General features: G+C 58.9%; 15 protein-coding genes. 7 read left to right on the plus strand and 8 right to left on the minus strand.

Annotation, left to right across the window (positions count from 1 at the left end):
- Nucleotides 1-12 precede the first annotated feature (12 nt).
- From ACR0FE_RS08090 to ACR0FE_RS08110, 5 genes are all read left to right on the plus strand, one after another.
- Nucleotides 13-1,851: an ABC transporter ATP-binding protein gene (locus ACR0FE_RS08090; RefSeq protein WP_480907294.1), complete on the plus strand. Its 1,839-nt coding sequence runs from the start codon at nt 13-15 to the stop codon at nt 1,849-1,851.
- Nucleotides 1,848-3,680, plus strand: coding sequence for an ABC transporter ATP-binding protein (locus ACR0FE_RS08095; protein WP_480912265.1), 1,833 nt, complete (start codon nt 1,848-1,850; stop codon nt 3,678-3,680). Before ACR0FE_RS08090 ends, ACR0FE_RS08095 begins: the two co-directional genes overlap by 4 nt.
- A 59-nt stretch (nt 3,681-3,739) precedes the next feature.
- Complete coding sequence (locus ACR0FE_RS08100) at nt 3,740-4,969, plus strand: class I SAM-dependent RNA methyltransferase (protein ID WP_480912267.1); 1,230 nt, start codon at nt 3,740-3,742, stop codon at nt 4,967-4,969.
- Between the two features lie 20 nt (nt 4,970-4,989).
- A complete protein-coding gene (locus ACR0FE_RS08105) occupies nt 4,990-5,775 on the plus strand; it encodes an ion transporter (RefSeq protein WP_480912269.1) in 786 nt (261 codons plus the stop codon).
- A gap of 61 nt (nt 5,776-5,836) precedes the next feature.
- The gene (locus ACR0FE_RS08110; protein WP_170612703.1) at nt 5,837-6,355 is read left to right on the plus strand and encodes a L,D-transpeptidase family protein; all 519 of its coding nucleotides are present in this window, start codon (nt 5,837-5,839) and stop codon (nt 6,353-6,355) included.
- Nucleotides 6,356-6,357: 2 nt separating this feature from the next.
- On the opposite strand, the gene ACR0FE_RS08115 is transcribed toward ACR0FE_RS08110, so the two are convergent.
- The 7 genes from ACR0FE_RS08115 to cysQ form a co-directional block, all read right to left on the minus strand.
- Nucleotides 6,358-7,782, minus strand: a complete 1,425-nt coding sequence (locus tag ACR0FE_RS08115) for a nodulation protein NodH (protein ID WP_480912271.1) — start codon at nt 7,780-7,782, stop codon at nt 6,358-6,360.
- Between the two features lie 6 nt (nt 7,783-7,788).
- Nucleotides 7,789-9,489 carry a DUF5927 domain-containing protein gene (locus ACR0FE_RS08120; protein WP_480912273.1) on the minus strand — a complete coding sequence of 567 codons (1,701 nt, stop codon included), beginning with the start codon at nt 9,487-9,489 and terminating at the stop codon, nt 7,789-7,791.
- Nucleotides 9,486-10,472, minus strand: coding sequence for a glycosyltransferase family 2 protein (locus ACR0FE_RS08125; RefSeq protein ID WP_480912275.1), 987 nt, complete (start codon nt 10,470-10,472; stop codon nt 9,486-9,488). Before ACR0FE_RS08125 ends, ACR0FE_RS08120 begins: the two co-directional genes overlap by 4 nt.
- A gap of 186 nt (nt 10,473-10,658) precedes the next feature.
- Nucleotides 10,659-11,702, minus strand: a complete 1,044-nt coding sequence (locus tag ACR0FE_RS08130; protein ID WP_480912277.1) for a glycosyltransferase family 2 protein — start codon at nt 11,700-11,702, stop codon at nt 10,659-10,661.
- Between the two features lie 7 nt (nt 11,703-11,709).
- Entirely contained in the window at nt 11,710-12,693 is a 984-nt protein-coding gene (gene galE / locus ACR0FE_RS08135) for a UDP-glucose 4-epimerase GalE (protein WP_480912280.1), read from the minus strand.
- Between the two features lie 70 nt (nt 12,694-12,763).
- Entirely contained in the window at nt 12,764-13,564 is an 801-nt protein-coding gene (locus ACR0FE_RS08140; protein ID WP_480907278.1) for a 3-deoxy-manno-octulosonate cytidylyltransferase, read from the minus strand.
- Nucleotides 13,564-14,361, minus strand: a complete 798-nt coding sequence (gene cysQ, locus ACR0FE_RS08145) for a 3'(2'),5'-bisphosphate nucleotidase CysQ (protein ID WP_480813415.1) — start codon at nt 14,359-14,361, stop codon at nt 13,564-13,566. Before cysQ ends, ACR0FE_RS08140 begins: the two co-directional genes overlap by 1 nt.
- A gap of 122 nt (nt 14,362-14,483) precedes the next feature.
- Here cysQ and ACR0FE_RS08150 point away from each other — a divergent pair, with 122 nt between their 5' ends.
- Nucleotides 14,484-15,305, plus strand: coding sequence for an ABC-2 transporter permease (locus ACR0FE_RS08150; protein WP_170807140.1), 822 nt, complete (start codon nt 14,484-14,486; stop codon nt 15,303-15,305).
- Here ACR0FE_RS08150 and ACR0FE_RS08155 read toward each other — a convergent pair.
- Nucleotides 15,302-15,904, minus strand: coding sequence for an alpha-ketoglutarate-dependent dioxygenase AlkB (locus ACR0FE_RS08155; RefSeq protein ID WP_170612687.1), 603 nt, complete (start codon nt 15,902-15,904; stop codon nt 15,302-15,304). The two genes, ACR0FE_RS08150 and ACR0FE_RS08155, sit on opposite strands and share 4 nt — an antisense overlap.
- Before the next feature lie 214 nt (nt 15,905-16,118).
- On the opposite strand from ACR0FE_RS08155, the gene dnaK reads away from it, so the two are divergent.
- The gene (dnaK, locus tag ACR0FE_RS08160; RefSeq protein WP_321249926.1) at nt 16,119-18,026 is read left to right on the plus strand and encodes a molecular chaperone DnaK; all 1,908 of its coding nucleotides are present in this window, start codon (nt 16,119-16,121) and stop codon (nt 18,024-18,026) included.
- Nucleotides 18,027-18,058 lie beyond the last annotated feature (32 nt).

The raw sequence follows: 18,058 nt of genomic DNA on the forward strand, positions 1-18,058 counted from the left end.
GGAGCACTCTCCATGTTTCGCTATTTCGAAAACCTTGTTGACCCTTTTGTCGCCTATACCGAGACCGACACACCGCCGACGCGGCTGTGGCCATTCATGCTGGACTATTCGAGCCCGTTCTACAGGATCTTCATCTGGACGGCGCTGATTTCTGTCATCGTGGCCGGGGTCGAGATCGGTCTGATCTACTATATGGGGCGCGTCGTGGACCTGCTCAGCGGATCGCCCACCGAGGTTTGGCAGGCGCACGGCACGGAACTGATCCTGATGGCGGTCTTTGTCCTGTTCCTGCGGCCTTTGTTGCATGTGGTGGACGTGCTGCTGCTGAACAACGCGATCCTGCCGAATTTTGGCACCCTGATCCGGTGGCGCGCGCATAAACACGTGCTGCGCCAGTCTGTTGGCTGGTTTGAAAACGACTTTGCCGGACGTATCGCAAACCGGATCATGCAAACCCCTCCGGCTGCTGGCGAGGTGATTTTTCAGGTCTTCGACGCGATATCCTTTTCGCTGGCCTATCTGATCGGTGCGGCAATCCTGCTTTATGCGGCAGACGCGCGTCTTCTGATCCCGCTGCTGATCTGGTTCGCGCTCTATGCAGCTCTGGTCCGGTGGACCGTGCGGCGAGTGCAACCGGCGTCAAAGGCGGCGTCTGATGCGCGTTCGAACGTGACCGGGCGGGTGGTGGACAGCTACACCAACATCCATTCCGTGAAGATGTTCGCGCACGATACGCAGGAGCTCGACTACGCCCGCGAAGCGATCGAGGAAACGCGGCGGACCTTTCAGATCGAGATGCGGATCTTCACCGTGATGGATGCCGTACTGGTCACGCTGAACGGTCTGCTGATCGTCGGCGTTGTGGGCTGGGCCATTTCCCTGTGGATGCAGGGCAGCGCAACGGTCGGTGTGGTTGCCGCCGCCACCGCCCTGACCTTGCGGCTGAATGCCATGACCGGCTGGATCATGTGGGCGCTGACCAGTTTTTTCCGCCAGCTCGGTATCGTTGCCGAAGGGATGGAAACGATTGCGCAGCCCATCGACTTGCTGGACGCACCGAAGGCCGACGATTTGCAGCTGACCAAAGGCCAGATCGAAATCCGCGACCTGTCGCATCACTATGGCCGTGAAACCGGTGGTCTGGATCACGTCGATTTGACAATCCGCCCGGGTGAAAAAATCGGCCTGATCGGGCGGTCGGGGGCCGGGAAATCGACCCTGGTCAAGCTGCTTTTGCGGTTTTACGACGTCGAGAGCGGTGCAATCCTGATCGACAATCAGAACATCGCCAACATCACGCAGGACAGTCTGCGCAGCCACATCGGCATGGTCCAGCAGGACAGTGCGCTGTTGCATCGATCGGTGCGGGACAACATCCTCTATGGTCGACCCGACGCCACGGAAGATCAGATGATCGCTGCCGCCAAACAGGCCGAGGCGCATGACTTCATCCTTGACCTGCAGGACCCGCAAGGGCGCACCGGCTACGATGCCCATGTCGGTGAACGCGGAGTGAAACTAAGTGGCGGTCAGCGTCAGCGGGTCACGCTGGCGCGGGTGATCCTGAAGGACGCGCCGATCTTGTTGTTGGACGAGGCGACTTCTGCCCTAGATTCCGAGGTCGAAGCCTCAATTCAGGAAACTCTTTACGGCATGATGCAAGGTAAAACCGTAATCGCCATCGCCCACAGGCTCAGCACCATCGCGCAGATGGATCGCATTCTGGTGATGGATGGGGGCCGAATCGTGGAACAGGGCAGGCACTCTGAACTGCTGTCGCAGGGCGGGCTTTACTCGCAGTTCTGGGCGCGGCAGTCTGGCGGCTTCCTGAACCCTGAGGCTGCTGAATGAGGCTTGCAAACCTCATCGACCCATTCAAAGGCTCTGAAACGCCCCCACCGCAGAAGTTGGGGGCGTTCATTCGCTGGTGCCTGGCGGGGTCCTGGCCGATTCTGTTTGTGGCGGCGTTCCTGTCCATGCTGGGCGGAGCAGCAGAAGTGGCCACCGCGTGGATACTGGGAAAGGTGATCGACATTGCCACCACCAGCGGGCCGGAGAACCTGTTTGAAGAACGGAATCTGTGGGCCTTCGGTGGTGCCGCAATCTTTTTGATGCTGTTGCGGCCGATCATCGCGGCCTTGTCGTCCTTCTCGAACAATTACGTTGTGATGCCCAACATTACGCCGCTGGTTCTGGCCCGGTTGAATCGTTGGACGCTGGGCCAATCGACGACCTATTTCGACGACGATTTTGCCGGCCGGATCGCCCAGAAACAGATGCAGACGTCGAATGCAATGGCGTCAGTGGTGTCGGATGTCATCAGTGCAATCGTTTTTGCGCTGGCCTCGCTTGCGGGATCTTTGCTTTTGTTAGGGTCGATTCATCCGCTGGTCATGCTGCCTTTTGCCGGATGGCTTGCGGTGTATCTGCTGTTGATCCGATGGTACTTGCCACGCATCCGCCTGCGTTCAGCCGCGCGGGCAGGAGCCCGGGCAATGGTGTCCGGGCAAGTGGTGGATACCATCACGAACATCAAGACGGTCAAACTGTTCGCCCATTCCGACAACGAGGATCAGGCCGCACGTGACGCCATGATGACCTTGCGCGAAAGGTCACTGGATTTCGGTTGGCTCTCGGCCAGTTTCCGATCCATCCTGATGGCGTTGGCAGGCGTGTTGCCGGTGCTTTTGCTGGGAGCCACGCTTTGGTTGTGGCAGGCAGGCATTGCCACGGCGGGCGACATCGTCGCGGCAGGCGCGGTGTCGATCCGGATCGCGCAGATGACAGGCTGGGTCAGTTTCACGCTGATGGGCCTTTATGCCAATGTCGGCGAGATCGAGAATGGCATGAAGACACTGACCAGGCGGGACCGGATCGAAGACCGCAGCGGCGCAACGCATCTGAGCGTCACTGAAGGTCGCATCTCTTTTGAAAACGTCAGTTTCGCCTATGGTCGGGATATCGGCGGGGTTGCAGACCTGAACCTGACCGTCGCGCCCGGCGAAAAGCTGGGTGTGGTTGGTGCCTCGGGGGCCGGAAAATCGACTTTGGTTTCCCTGCTGCTAAGGCTTTATGATCGGGAAGAGGGCGCAATCCTGATCGATGGTCAGGACGTTTCTAAGGTGACGCAGGACAGCCTGCGCAGCCAGATCGGGATGGTCACGCAGGAAACGGCGATGTTCAACCGCTCGGCCCGTGAAAATATTCTGTATGGCCGACCCGACGCCACGGAACCCGAACTGATCGCCGCCGCGCGGAAGGCCGAAGCGCATGAATTCATCCTCGGGCTTGAGGATGCGCAGGGTCGAACCGGTTATGAAGCGCATCTGGGGGAGCGGGGCGTCAAGCTTAGCGGTGGTCAGCGCCAGCGAATCGCACTGGCCCGCGCCATTCTGAAGGATGCGCCGATACTGGTTCTGGACGAGGCAACCTCGGCGCTGGATTCCGAGGTTGAGGCATCGATCCAGGCCGCCTTGCATCGCGTCATGCAGGGCAAAACCGTTCTGGCCATCGCGCATCGCCTGTCGACCCTGATCGAGATGGACCGGATTATTGTGCTGGATCATGGACGCATCGTGGAAAGCGGCACCCACGAGGCGCTGCTGGAACAGGATGGGCTTTATGCCCGGTTCTGGAACCGGCAGTCGGGTGGCTTCATTCAGGCCGAAGCGGCGGAATAGGGCGCAAAGCGTTCGGTCAGGGGTTTTGTTGCGTGCGCAGCCCCGGTATCAGGCCACGCATGACGCAGCAATTCATCATCACCCGTCTTGGCCATCAGGGCGACGGCATCGCCGAAGGCCCGGTCTATGCGCCACGCACCCTGCCGGGAGAAGTGGTCAGCGGTACTTTGCAGGGCCAGATTCTCGGCGATATCCGCGTGGACGCGCCATCGGAAAACAGGGTCAAGGCGCCATGCCGCCACTACAAAGCCTGTGGCGGATGCCAGTTGCAACATGCGGCCGACAGTTTTGTCGCGGACTGGAAGGTCGAAGTGGTGCGCAACGCACTGGCCGCACAGGACCTGAGCGCGCCCATGCGTCCGATACATACGTCGCCGGAACGGTCGCGCCGTCGGGCAACAATCGCGGTGCGTCGAACGAAAAAGGGAACGTTGGCCGGGTTTCACGGGCGCGCTTCGGGCACGATCACCGAGATCCCCGATTGCCAGCTGCTCGACCCGGTGCTGATCGCTGCCATCCCCGTTGCCGAAGCGTTGGCCGTTCTGGGCGGCAGTCGCAAAGGCGTGCTGGCCGTGACGCTGACATTGTCCGAGGTCGGCCTGGATGTATCCGTTCAGGGCGGCAAGCCGCTGGACGGCCCGCTGGAACTGGCGCTGGCGCAGGCGACTGAGGCATACGGGCTGGCAAGACTGGCCTGGGATGGCGAGGTGATCGCCATGCGTACGCCTCCGTTCCAGAGGTTTGGTCAGGCGGAAGTCACCCCGCCGCCCGGCGCATTCCTGCAGGCCACGAAGGACGGAGAACAGGCTCTGATACAGGCGGTTTTGCAGGCCACGCAGGGCGCGAAGCGCGTCGCCGATCTGTTTGCGGGTTGCGGTACGCTCTCGTTACCGCTTGCGGAACAGGCCGAGGTTCACGCCGTCGAAGGCGAAGCGGCGATGACCAAGGCGCTGGACCAGGGCTGGCGCAAAGCCAAAGGTCTGAAACGGATCACGACCGAGGCCCGCGATCTGTTTCGCCGACCCCTGATGCCGGATGAGCTCAAGTCCTTTGACGCCATTGTGCTGGACCCGCCTCGTGCGGGCGCGCAGGCGCAGGTGGCCGAACTGGCGCAGGCGCTGCGTCCGGTCGTGGCCTATGTGTCCTGCAACCCCGTGACCTTTGCGCGGGATGCAAAAATTCTTGTTGATGCCGGATATGCCCTTGAATGGGTACAGGTCGTTGACCAATTTCGGTGGTCGTCACACACCGAACTTGTCGCGCGGTTCACTTTAGGCCCAGCACAATGATCAGACCGGAGATATTCACAATGGGGATCACCCAGCGCCTTTCGACTGTCATCGAAGCCCCGGCATTCGGGCGTTTCATCACCGGTGTCATTATCTTTAACGCCACCTTGCTGGGCATGGAAACTTCGCCCAGCTTGATGGAACGCGCAGGCCCCCTGATCGTGACGCTGGACAGCCTGTGCCTGACAGTCTTTGTGGCCGAGATAGCCATGAAGCTTGTGGCAACCGGTCGGCGGTTCTTTCAAAGCGGCTGGAATATTTTCGATTTTCTGATTGTGGGTATCGCCCTCATTCCCGGTGGTGCGGGCCTGTCAGTGCTGCGGGCGCTGCGTATCCTGCGGGTTCTGCGTGTCATTTCGGTGGCCCCGCGCCTGCGCCGCGTTGTCGAAGGGTTCATCTCGGCGCTTCCGGGTATGGCCAGCGTGTTTCTGCTGATGGCGATCCTGTTTTATATCGGCGCCGTCATCGCGACCAAGCTGTTCTCTCAGTCTTTCCCGGACTGGTTCGGTGATCTGGGCCTGTCCGCCTATACGCTGTTTCAGATCATGACGCTGGAAAGCTGGTCGATGGGCATCGTCCGCCCTGTGATGGAGGTCTATCCCTACGCGTGGATTTTCTTTGTGCCCTTCATCATGGTCACGACCTTTGCCGTGGTGAACCTGCTGGTCGGTCTGATCGTCAACTCGATGCAGGATGCCCACCATGCCGAGGATGAAGTTAAAACCGATGCCTACCGCGATGAGGTTCTGGAGCGTCTGGAAACCATCGAGCGCCACCTGAGCAGGCAGTTGAACAGCAAAAAGTGATTTCAAATTTCGCGTTTTCTGGCATAATCATCGCAAAAAAGCAGAAGCAGGCAGTGAACATATGGATCGTCGAGTATTTGGATTAGGGGCGATGGCGACGCTGGCCCTTTCGGCATGTGCATCCGCCAACCCGAAATTTCTGACATATCGCGGACCCGAGGTGACGTCGCTGGTCGTCAACAAGGGCGCGCGCAAGCTGTATCTGTTGCACAACGAACGGATACTGAAAGAATACGATGTCGCGCTGGGCTTTGCGCCCCAAGGCACCAAGACAAAACGCGGCGATGGCCGCACACCCGAAGGGTCGTACCTGATTGACCGCCGTAACCCGCGCAGCCGCTATCACCTGTCGATCGGGATTTCCTACCCGAATTCGGAAGACATTGCGCAGGCCAAAGCCGCAGGCGTCGATCCGGGCGGCGACATCTTCATTCATGGTGAGCCCAGCCTCAGGTCAGAAATCCGCCGCTCCCGTAAGACGCCCGACTGGACGGCAGGCTGTATCGCCGTAAAAAACAAAGAAATCGAAGAGATTTACGCGATGGTGAACAAAGGCACGCTGATCACCCTGCGCCCCTGATCCTAGACCGGTTTCCAGTCTCCAAACCCGAATTGCTGATAGTCGCGCTGGTAGGTTTCGACCGCCAGCGCTTCCAGTTCTGTGTCATAAATCTGATCCAGCGCGTAGGGGGTGTCCGGCGCACATGTTGCCGGTTGGGGGGGTGACGGATGGCCCGTTTTACGCGCCAGTTCCGGCAGGGCGGCGGCCAGTTCATCTTCCCGCAGGATCAGATCTGGCAGCGCAAAGGCCGACATCCCCTCCAGCGCCTGCGCCTGACTGCACCAAACGCCGTCCACCCGAATGGACGTTTGCCCGGACAGATTGTGGTGCAGGAACTTCAGAAAGGCCGCAAACGCCTGATAGTGCTGTTCCAAGGGGTAATTACCGCCACGGATCTGGCCGGGAATGGGCAGTTTGAAACGGTTGCGCAGGGTGTTTCGGATGGAAGCATAAGCGCCTGGATCGGTACTTAGAATCTTTGAACAGAACGCGGTATGGGCCCGCGCCAGCGGGTGGCGCAAGACACTGAATTTCCGGTGTCCGGGATTGGCCTCCAGCCATTGTCGGATTTGCCTGCGATTGCGGTTCGTGACCGGCGCGCTGCCATCAAGATCGGCCATCCATGCCGTCACCGCGTCGTCGTTTCCGCCGCGCAAGGGAAGATACATCAAAGGTGTCCGGGCGGCAGTAACGTATTGGCCTACTGCTGGCCCGCGGCGCGGCTCGAATCCCGGGTTACGATGCAGGTTGAACGTGTCCATTCCGGACAACGCCTGTTCCAATTCCTCCGGGTTTGAGACTTTTGACAATGCCGGGCCGGGATTCTGGGGTTTGAGCGTGTCGTCCAGCGCCGTCAGCCGCGCCTGTATCCCCAGCCACGATGCCAGACCGTTTAGAATATCCAGCCGGTTCAGGTCGTCATAGGCCAGAAAAAATGCGGTCTGCCCGGTTTTCTGCAGTTGGTTCAGCAGCATCAGTTGAAATTCCTGCTGCTGATCCAGGTAGTCCGAGAACTCTTCAGCCTGAAACGTGACCAGAGCATCGCGGCGGCGCTTTATGTTCTTCAACTGCCATTGCATGGTCTCCCGCGCAATTTTCAGTGAGATGTAGCTGTCCAGCGGATTTCGCGTCAGAACAATCTTGGCACAGCGCGGGTCGTTCAGCGCAGGCTCCAGCACGCGGGGATCGTGCCCCTGAAAATAGCGAAACCCGTTCAGTGCTCCGGGGGCTGCTTTGATGGCGTCCAGTAACAGGTCGGGATTTTGGTCGCGTTCGTCCAGCGAAACACCCAGCAATTCCTCGGACTTCAATCGGCCGATAAAATGCGGATTGAACGCTTCTCCGTGGCAGGTCACGCCCTCCAGAGCGTTCAGATTGGCTTCCAGCAGGTTGGATCCCGTGCGCATGGCGCCAAGAACGATGAAGTAATCCCAGGGACCGGACATGGCGACTTATTGAACCAAATAAGGTTTTCGGAACGGTTTGGTCTGGCTGCCAAACACGTCGTCCACCGGGAAATCGCCCATCAGATACGGGTGCATTCCTTGGTTCTTCAGGTTTTGCAGGAATTGACCGAAGCCGGACAGATCAACCATCTTCGGCGCCTCAATCAGGTGGCTCGGTTGCTGGGTCCCGATCTCGTCTATCACCTCGTGCAGCGCCTCGATCGGAGATTCGACAAACTCTGCCAGACACCAGGTGCGCACCCGCGCCTTGGTCCAGACCGAGGTCAGAACCTCAAGCTGTTTGCTTTCGATCTGTTGCAGGCGCGCGGCCTCGTTGCGGATGTCGGCGAAGTTCCGGTTCGACCGGAACAGAGGAATTGCCCAGGCTCCGGTGATCACTGAAATCTGTGCGTTCTTGTCGCGCGCCAGAAACCAGTTGATATCCTGCGTGTCCGCCGGGCCGAACTGAAAACACTGTCTTTCGCCGCGAGTATTCCAGATCAGGTTCGACAGGAAAGCCTTCGTGTTGTAGTCGCGCAATGTCGCGCAATCGCTGAGTGCGCCGTTGGTGATCGTCTGATCACCCGCAAACTCCGCCCGTTCAGGGCTGAACACATGACCATGCACGCGTGTGTTTGTTGTGTTTTTCAGCCAGGTTTCGAAATCTTCAAAAAGGTCGGAAAAGCCCTGAAATACCGAATATGGAAACGACGTCAGGCCGTTTTCGCTGCCATGTCGGGGAAACCGGCTTTGCATGTACAGCCCGTCGCGCCCGCGCATGCGCCGCTCGACCGCTTTGGAAAATACCCGGTCGATCTTGCCCGGATTTGGCTCGGCCGGTTTCATCGCCCCAGCCTGATCGGTCAGAAACGACTGATACAGCCGGTCGGCCTTCCACCAGATCTTGCGGGCCACAAAACAGTCCGAACGGCGCAGCAATTGCAGGTGGTCATCATAGAATATGTGCGGCCGACCCTGATAGTCGAACTTGGACAAGGTCAGCGAGCGGCTTTCGATATGCGTTGAATAGAGCCTTGCCAGCGTCTGGAAATAGCTTTCATCGGGTATCCAGACGCGGCGGAAATAGCGGTCATACACGGGGCGTTTGGGGTCCTGCAGGATGGCCGACAGGGTCTGCCGGGTCAGGCACCACCACTGGCTGCCCATATGCGGGACCAGCCCGTCCGGGATACGACGCCGCAAGCCCAGGGCACGTTGAAATTTGACGTAAGTGTCAAACAATTTGCGGCGCTTGCGCCAGGAAAACGGGAACCGCAGGGTGAACCGTTCATGATCCAGACCGCCGATGGTCCAGCTGACATCGGCGGTGGTCGCGCTTTCGATGAAATCGACGCGCGGGCGGTCCGACAGATAGTCGATCAGCTCCTGCACGGGCCGCAGGGGCAGACAGGCCCCGGACGACAAAAATACGTGACGCACATCCGGGAACTGTTCGAGCATCAGCGTCGCCGCGCATTGCGAGGCTGCGACGATGCCCCAGCCGCCCCATTCGCAGGCATGCCGGTCCGAGAATACAATCAGGGGATTGTCGGCGCAGGCCTCGGAAAACTCGGCAAATGCCTTGTCGGGAACCTTGCGATCCACGTGGATCACTACCGGGCAGCCGGACGTTGTCCAGTGGCGCGCGACCTGCTCGGCCCGATCCAGTGCTGTATGCACCAGCATGACGACGCCCAGACCGCTCATGCCCAGTTTCCTTTCGACATGAGGCCCAGAATCTCAAGCTGTCTCCAGTTGATGTATTTCTCGGACCAGTCGCACCAGAAAACCGGTTTGCCTTCCAGCCGCTGGGCATAGGCCCGGTACTCGCCCGAGCCGCGATAATGCTGGCCGCGCTGTAGTTCTTCGCGCGCCTTGTCGCCCAGAGTGTTGATCAGCTTGGCATGCAGCAACGCGCCGCTGGCCTTTTCACCGCCCCATTCGTCATAGACCTGGTTCAGCCCGCGCGGCAGCAGGGAATGGGTCGAGCTGACATAGACATACCGCTTGTCCCATTTGACCAGCGGTATTTTGTTCAGCGCCGGAGCTTTTGAGGGATTGTCCTGAAAGAACACCCGCGCGCGGGGGCCGCCTTGAATCCACAGATTTCCATAATCGGGGTTCCGCGTAATCATGTAGTTGCCCGAGTCGAACCAGTTCGCGATTTCGAACGGATCCTGCCCTTCTTGATATGGCGCCTCATCGACCGGACCTTGCGGATACATGTCGATCAGCATGGTGCCAAAGCTGCGCACGGCACAGCCATCCAGCCAGTCCGTCAACGCGCGGATCGGGCGGGTGTCACAAAACGGGTAAATGAAGAACTCATCCGGGTCGACCGTCAGGACCCAGTGATCGGGCGCGTATTTGCGCAGCAGATAGTTGGACCAGTCCAGACCAAAGGATGCGCGTTTATAGCTAGCCTCGGCCTGCCAGACGGACACATCCGGCTGCGCCTCAAGAAAGGCGCAGGTTCCGTCATCGCTGTCGTTATCGACAAACAGGAAGTGATTGATGCCCAGGTTGCGATAATAGTCCAGAAAGAACGGCAGCCTGATCTTTTCGTTGCGCACAACGCTCATCAGCAGGACATCGCCACGCTGTATTCTCGCGGTGTTGTTCGAAACCGCGCGCAACTCACGCCGTTTACGCACACAGCGCACCAGACGGCGCTTGCGCCGAAGCCTCATTCTATATGAATCCAACAGGCTCACGCGACTGCCCAACCCTTATTATTACGCGAGCAGGCCCGGGGCCTGTTCAAGCCTGAGTGGATCCGAGCCATTGCCGTTTTATGCCACCTATGCATCTTGCGAGGCAACGGGTTTAAAAGTTGTTAGCCGGGGGCGTTGCAATTCTGTCGGGAAGGCGGCAATTCAGTTCCAGCCCCCGTCATTCATCAGCCCCAGCGATCGCAATTGCTGCCATCCGGCGTAGTGCTCTGATCGCTCTGTCCACATGACAGGCTGCGCAATTATGCCATCGTAATATGGCCCGAATTGGTCCGGATCATGAAAATGCTGACGCCTGGTCTTCTCTGTTTCGGACCTGTCGACGACATCCGGCAGGAATTTGGTGTGCAGCAGGATACCCGAGGCCACAGTCCCCCCCGGGCCGTCATAGGTGGTGTTCAACCGGCGCGGCAGCGCGGAATGGCACGAGTTTACAAAGGCATAATGCCGGGACCAGCGTACAAGAGGGATCTTGTTCAGCGTGGGCGACCGACGCGGGGCATTTGAGAAAAACATCCTCTCGCGGGCTCCGCCCTGCACCCAAAGATTACCCAGCGGGCTTTGACGCTGCACCCGGTAGGGACCGCTGTCGAACCCGTCCAGTACCCGGGTCGGGTCGGTCTCGGGGTCATAGCTTTGATCCCCCAGCGGCCCTTGCGGATACAGATCCAGCATCAGCGCGCCAAAGGCCTCCTGCCCGTGCGACTCCAGCCATGCGGTCAGATCATGTAGCGATCTGGTCTCGTGATGGGCGTAAATCAGCAACTCGTCCGCATCAGCCATCAAGGTCCAGTGCCCGTGCCCGTATCTCATCTGCAGCCAGGTCAACCAGTCCAGGCCAAACCGCGCGGCACGGTAGCTGGCCGTCGTGTTCCAGACCGAAACATCGGGTTGTTCCAACAGATATTCGGTCGATCCGTCGTCGCTGCCGTTATCCACGATCAGAAAATGATCCACGCCGTGGGTTCGGTAGTGTTCAAAAAACCACGGCAGCCGCGTCATCTCGTTGCGCAGTGTGGTAAAGGCCAGAATATCTCCCTTACCGATTTTCTCCGTGCGGTCCTCAAGACAGGACAGCTGGCGGCGGCTTCGGAATGAGCGCCACAAGAGCCCACGGCGTTTCAGCCGCAACCGGTACATCTGCGCCCAGCCAATGGATGGCAGATCCTGTACCGGGTGCGCGGTCACATGACCCTCATTTCTCGTAGTGTCCGGTCTGGTGCCAGCGCCATGCGTCCCGGACAATCGTCTCTAACGTTGATCTTTTCGGCCGCCAGCCCAGTTCCTGTTCCGCCCGGTCCGAGCCCGAAACCAGCCGCGTACAATCCCCGGCGCGACGGGGTCCGATCGTATGGGGCACTGTTCGGTTGGTGACCGCGCCGGATTGCTCGATCACTTCCATTACCGAAAACCCGGACCCGGTCCCCAGGTTGAACACCCGGCTGCCTTTACCGTTTTCCAGCCATTTAAGCCCCAGAACATGGGCATCCACCAGATCGCAGACATGAACGTAATCGCGGATACAGGTGCCGTCTGGCGTATCGTAATCGGTTCCGAACACGGTCAGACCATCCCGGTTGCCGTCGATGGCATCCAGCATCAGCGGCACCAGATGGGTTTCGGGCCGGTGAAACTCGCCAACTTCTGCGTCAGGATCAGCTCCTGCAACATTGAAATAGCGGAAAATGACGTGATTCAGCCCGTGCGCGGCCCCGAAATCATGCAGAATATCCTCAATCGCGCGTTTCGAGGAGCTGTAGGCATTCACCGGGTTCTGTGGCGCGTTTTCGTCCAGCACCACGTTGTCCTGATCGCCGTAAGTGGCACAGGTCGACGAAAAGACGAATTCCAGACACCCGGCTTCGACGGCTGCTTCGATGAGGTTCAGCGAACCGGTGACATTGTTCGCCCAGTATCTGCCGGGTTGCGCCATCGCTTCGCCCACCTGGCTGAGGGCGGCGAAGTGCATCACCGCAGCGGGACGGTATTTGGCAAAGACCTGATCCAGCCTGTTTCGGTCCAGCAGATCACCATGCTCGAACGGCCCGAATTTCACCGCGTCCTGCCAGCCGGTAACCAGATTGTCATATGTCACAGGCGTATAGCCTGCGGCAGCAAGGGCCTTGCAGGCATGCGACCCGATATATCCGGCGCCGCCGGTGACAAGAACAACTGTCATGGGTGATCCAATTTCCGAATGTCAAAAAACACTAGGCCATGAAAGGAAACGGTGAAATGGGGAAAAACGCTCAATCCAACCCCATCGCGGCCATCATTTCTTCGATCTTGGGCACGTCTTGCGGGTTGTTCAGTTCCCAGAACTGGCGGCCCTTGGCCTCAACCTCGACGCACAGAACCTTGCGGCCGTTCTCCATGAACCGAAGCTGCTCCAGTCCTTCCAGTTTCTCCAACGGCCCCACCGGCCAGTCGGGATAAGCGGCCAACGCATCGGGTCGATAGGCATAAACACCCACGTGATGGAACACCGGGGTTGGCTCGTCACCCGCATAAGTGGCCGTGGTAAAGGGGACTACCTCTTTCGAGAAGTACATTGCGCTGTGATCTGCCCCAAAAACGGCGGTTGTTCCGCCGACCCGTCCGTTCCTGCGATCATTCAGCAGGCTGTTCAGCGCATCACCGTCACAGCGCAGGACCGGCGTGGCCACACCCGCGTCAGGGGCCGTACGTAACCCCGCAATCAGATCTTCGACGAACCAATGCGGTGTCAGCGGTGCGTCTCCCTGCAGATTGACGACGATCTCGTAGCCCGAACCCAGATTGGCATGGGTTTCGGCGCAGCGTTCCGTGCCGTTGCCGCAGGTCTCGGATGTCATGACCACTTCCGCCCCAAACCCTTCGCACACGTCACGAATGCGGTCATCGTCTGTGGCCACTACAACGCGGTCCACGCCGGATACCGAACACGCAGCGCGCCAGGATCGTTCGATCAGGGTCATGGACACGCCACTTGCACCGGTCAGTGGCACCAGCGGTTTGCCCGGATAGCGGGTCGATGCGTAACGGGCGGGTATTGCGATCAGTACAGACATCAGGCTTCCTTCAGTTCCACACCCGGAGCGTAGGCAATGAAGAACGGATTTGCATAGTCTTCCTTGCCATAGGTCAGCGGTGAATGATCGTCGAAGCGAACGACCTTGCCCCCGGCGCCGGCCAGCACCGCGTGTCCGGCCGCGGTGTCCCACTCCATCGTGCGGCCAACCCGTGGATAGATGTCGGCCTCGCCAGTGGCCACAAGGCAGAACTTGAGCGACGAGCCGGCGCTTTTGCTGTCCTTCACCTGATATTTGTTGATGTAATCCTCGGTCGCCTGGTCCCGATGCGATTTCGAGGCCACGACCAAAAGGGCGGAATTGTCCGGTTCAGACACTGAAATTGGCGTAACGTCCCCGATAATGTCCATCTCAAGCGCACCTGTTTCTTCGACCGACCGGCCATCGGCCTGCGTGTAGAACATGCGGCCCCGGGCAGGTGCATAAACAACGCCGCGCGTGGGAACGCCGTTTTCGACCAGCGCGATATTGACGGTGAAATCACCTCGCCGGTTGATGAATTCCTTAGTGCCGTCCAGCGGGTCGACGATCAGGAACGTGTCGCCCTTCTGCGTGTGCGAGGCCGCCTGTTCCTCGGTCACCAGCAGGGTATCGGGAAAGGCTTCGCGCAGACCGGCCGAGATCAGGGCATCTGCCGCCTCGTCCGCTTCGGTCACGGGGCTGCTATCGGATTTGACCTTCACGTCGAAATCATCCGCCTCATAAATCTGCATGATCTTGTTCCCTGCTTGCAGGGCAAGGCGTCTGATGACGGGAATTAACGCGTCGTAGGTCACAAAAATGCTCCGTTCCTGGGATTTGTTGATCCAATGTCCTGTTGGACTTATGATGTGACGGTTACGGAACGGCAAGAATTTCGTGCCAGTTTTTGGGCAAAGAAGCAGGAAAGACGCGTCGGGTGTTTTATTACAAGCGCAACCAAACGCTTTTGGGCGGTGCCTTCACCACGGCGGAACTGGTGTTTCACGCCGTCGTGCGGCAGATACGCTCGCAACATTCGAATGCTGTTATCGCGATTTTCATCAACATCATGCAGATCGTCATTCTGGCCACTGTCTTCTACCTGATCCTGTCATTCATGGGGGGACGTGTTGCCAAAATCCGCGGCAACTTCGTGCTTTACATGCTGTCCGGCGTTTTCATGTTCATCATGCATGTAAAGTCGGTATCCGCGATTGCCGGTATTGCGCCGGGGAACAATCCGATGATGCTGCATTCGCCGATGAATCCGATGATCATGCTTTTGGCGGCGGCCTTCGGCGCGCTTTACACGCAGCTCGTTTCAATACTGGTGATCCTGTTCGTGTATCATGTCGCGGTTGAACCTTTGGATATTCTGGACCCAGGCGGCGCCTTCGGAATGCTGATCCTGTCTTGGTTTGTGGGATGCACGGTGGGATTGAACCTGATGGCCCTGAAGCCGTGGTTTCCAAGGACGGCGGAGATGTTGAAAAACATCTATCGGCGTCTGAACATGGTGTTCTCGGGCAAGATGTTCGTCGCCAATGCGCTGGGCGGCTATATCCTGATGATGTTCGCCTGGAACCCGCTGTTTCACATCATCGACCAGGCCCGGGGCTTCATTTTCCGCAACTATTTTCCACGGAACACAAACTGGGAATATGCCTTATGGGTCGGCATAGCGCTGCTGATGATCGGGCTGTTGGGTGAGTTCTTTACACGCAAGCACGTGTCGCAAAGTTGGGACGCACGCCGCTAACGGGCCACCCGCAGCGTCAGGTTGATCCGCCCGCCTTTTGGCAAGAGTTTGGAAGATCCGAAACGGATGCGATCGATCCCGTGATAGGTCAGCCGTGCCGGCCCGCCCATGATGACAACGTCGCCCGAACTCAGCCAGATCGACTCGGTCTTGCCGCCTCGGGTGGTGTTGCCGATCCGAAAAAGCGCATCATCCCCCAGCGAAACCGAAAGAACCGGCCAGGAAAAATCGGCCTCGTCCTTGTCCTGATGCAGACCCATCCGGGCGCCTTCCCCGTAATAATTGATCAGACAGCAATCGGGGTCGCGTTCGCGGCTGGCAAGGTCGTGCCACAGGTTCAGGATCGGCTCGGGAATGTCGGGCCAGGCCTTCCCTTGCGGGTGCTGTGTTTGATACCGGTAGCCATCCCGGTCCGTGACCCAGCCAACGGCCCCGGCCGAGGTCATGCGGACCGACATCGCCTTGCCTTGCGGCGTCACCGGCCGCACCAGTGGCGCTGCTTTCAGAATCGGGCGCAGCGTTTCGATCAGTTGCGTCTGGGCCGATGCATCCAGCCAGCCCTTTCTGATGTCGAATCCGCGCAAAATCAGCCGGGCCATCCCAGAATCCTCAATCCTTGCCAAAACCTTGCCGAAAAAGGCCACAAAATCCCGAAAACCTGCGTTTTACACCGCTTGCAGGCCTTTCGTCGCGCCCTTATATACGCCGGGACGCGCAATGGTGTAGGGCCATTACGCAATGCAGATCGGGGCAGGGATGCCATAACGGGTCCCGGCCTCGGGACATCGCCTTGAAGAGAAAGGGATTGAAAATATGGGTAAAGTAATCGGGATTGACCTTGGTACCACAAACTCGTGCGTGGCCATCATGGACGGCTCGCAGCCGAAAGTCATCGAAAACGCCGAAGGGGCGCGGACCACGCCCTCGATCGTCGCCTTCACCGAAGATGAGCGACTGGTCGGTCAGCCCGCAAAACGTCAGGCGGTCACCAACCCCGACAACACGATCTTTGGCGTTAAGCGTCTGATCGGTCGTCGTGTGGATGATGCCGAAGTCGAAAAAGACAAGAAAATGGTGCCGTACGCCATCGTTGATGGCGGCAATGGCGACGCGTGGGTCCAAGCCCGCGGTGAAAAGTACTCCCCAAGCCAGATTTCGGCCTTCACTCTGGGCAAGATGAAGGAAACAGCCGAGAGCTATCTGGGTGAGGAAGTCACGCAGGCTGTCATCACCGTTCCGGCATACTTCAACGACGCGCAGCGTCAGGCCACCAAGGACGCCGGCAAGATCGCCGGCCTGGAAGTGCTGCGGATCATCAACGAACCGACAGCTGCCGCGCTGGCCTATGGTCTGGACAAGAAAGACACTCAAACCATCGCGGTCTATGACCTTGGCGGCGGTACTTTCGACGTGACCATCCTGGAAATCGACGACGGCCTGTTCGAGGTCAAATCGACCAACGGTGACACCTTCCTGGGTGGTGAAGACTTTGACATGCGCATCGTCAACTACTTGGCGGACGAGTTCAAAAAGGAACACGGCGTCGACCTGTCTGCCGACAAGATGGCGCTGCAGCGTCTGAAAGAAGCTGCTGAAAAAGCCAAGATTGAGCTGTCCTCGACCTCGCAGACCGAAATCAACCAGCCGTTCATCTCGATGGGTTCGAACGGCCAGCCGCTGCACATGGTCATGAAACTGACCCGCGCCAAGCTGGAATCGCTGGTTGGCGACCTGATTAAGAAGTCGATGAAGCCCTGCGCGGCCGCTCTGAAAGACGCCGGTCTGTCGGCTGCTGACGTGGACGAGGTTGTTCTGGTCGGTGGTATGACCCGGATGCCGAAAGTGATCGAAGAGGTGACCAAATTCTTCGGTAAAGAGCCGCACAAAGGTGTGAACCCGGACGAAGTTGTTGCCATGGGTGCCGCCATTCAGGCCGGTGTTCTGCAGGGCGACGTCAAAGACGTGGTTCTGCTGGACGTGACCCCGCTGTCGCTGGGCATCGAAACCCTGGGTGGCGTGTTCACTCGTCTGATCGACCGCAACACCACGATCCCGACCAAGAAGTCTCAGGTCTTCTCGACGGCCGAGGACAACCAGAACGCCGTAACCATCCGCGTGTTCCAGGGTGAGCGTGAGATGGCTTCGGACAACAAGATCCTGGGTCAGTTCAACCTCGAAGACATCCCGCCGGCACCGCGTGGCATGCCGCAGATCGAGGTGACCTTCGACATCGACGCCAACGGCATTGTCTCGGTTTCGGCCAAGGACAAAGGCACCGGCAAGGAACAGAAGATCACCATCCAGGCCTCGGGCGGTCTGTCCGACGAGGACATCGAAAAGATGGTCAAGGACGCTGAAGAGAACGCGGAAGCCGACAAGGAACGCCGCGAGCTGGTCGACGCCAAGAACCAGGCGGAAAGCCTCATCCACTCGACCGAGAAGTCGATGGAAGAGCATTCCGACAAGGTCGACCCGACCACCATCGAGGCCATCGAGCTGGCAATTGCCGCGCTGAAAGACGAGCTGGAAACCGAAAACGCCGACAAGATCAAATCGGGCATCCAGAACGTCACCGAAGCGGCCATGAAACTGGGCGAGGCCATCTACAAGGCGCAGTCCGAAGAGGCCGAGGATGAACCGGCAGCTGCGGACGCCGCTCCGGGTGATGACGATATTGTCGACGCCGAGTTCGAAGATCTGGACGACGACAAGCGTAACTAACGGGTAACCGGGCCAATTCGGGCCGGTCCGGA

Source organism: Ruegeria sp. K7, assembly GCF_056531785.1.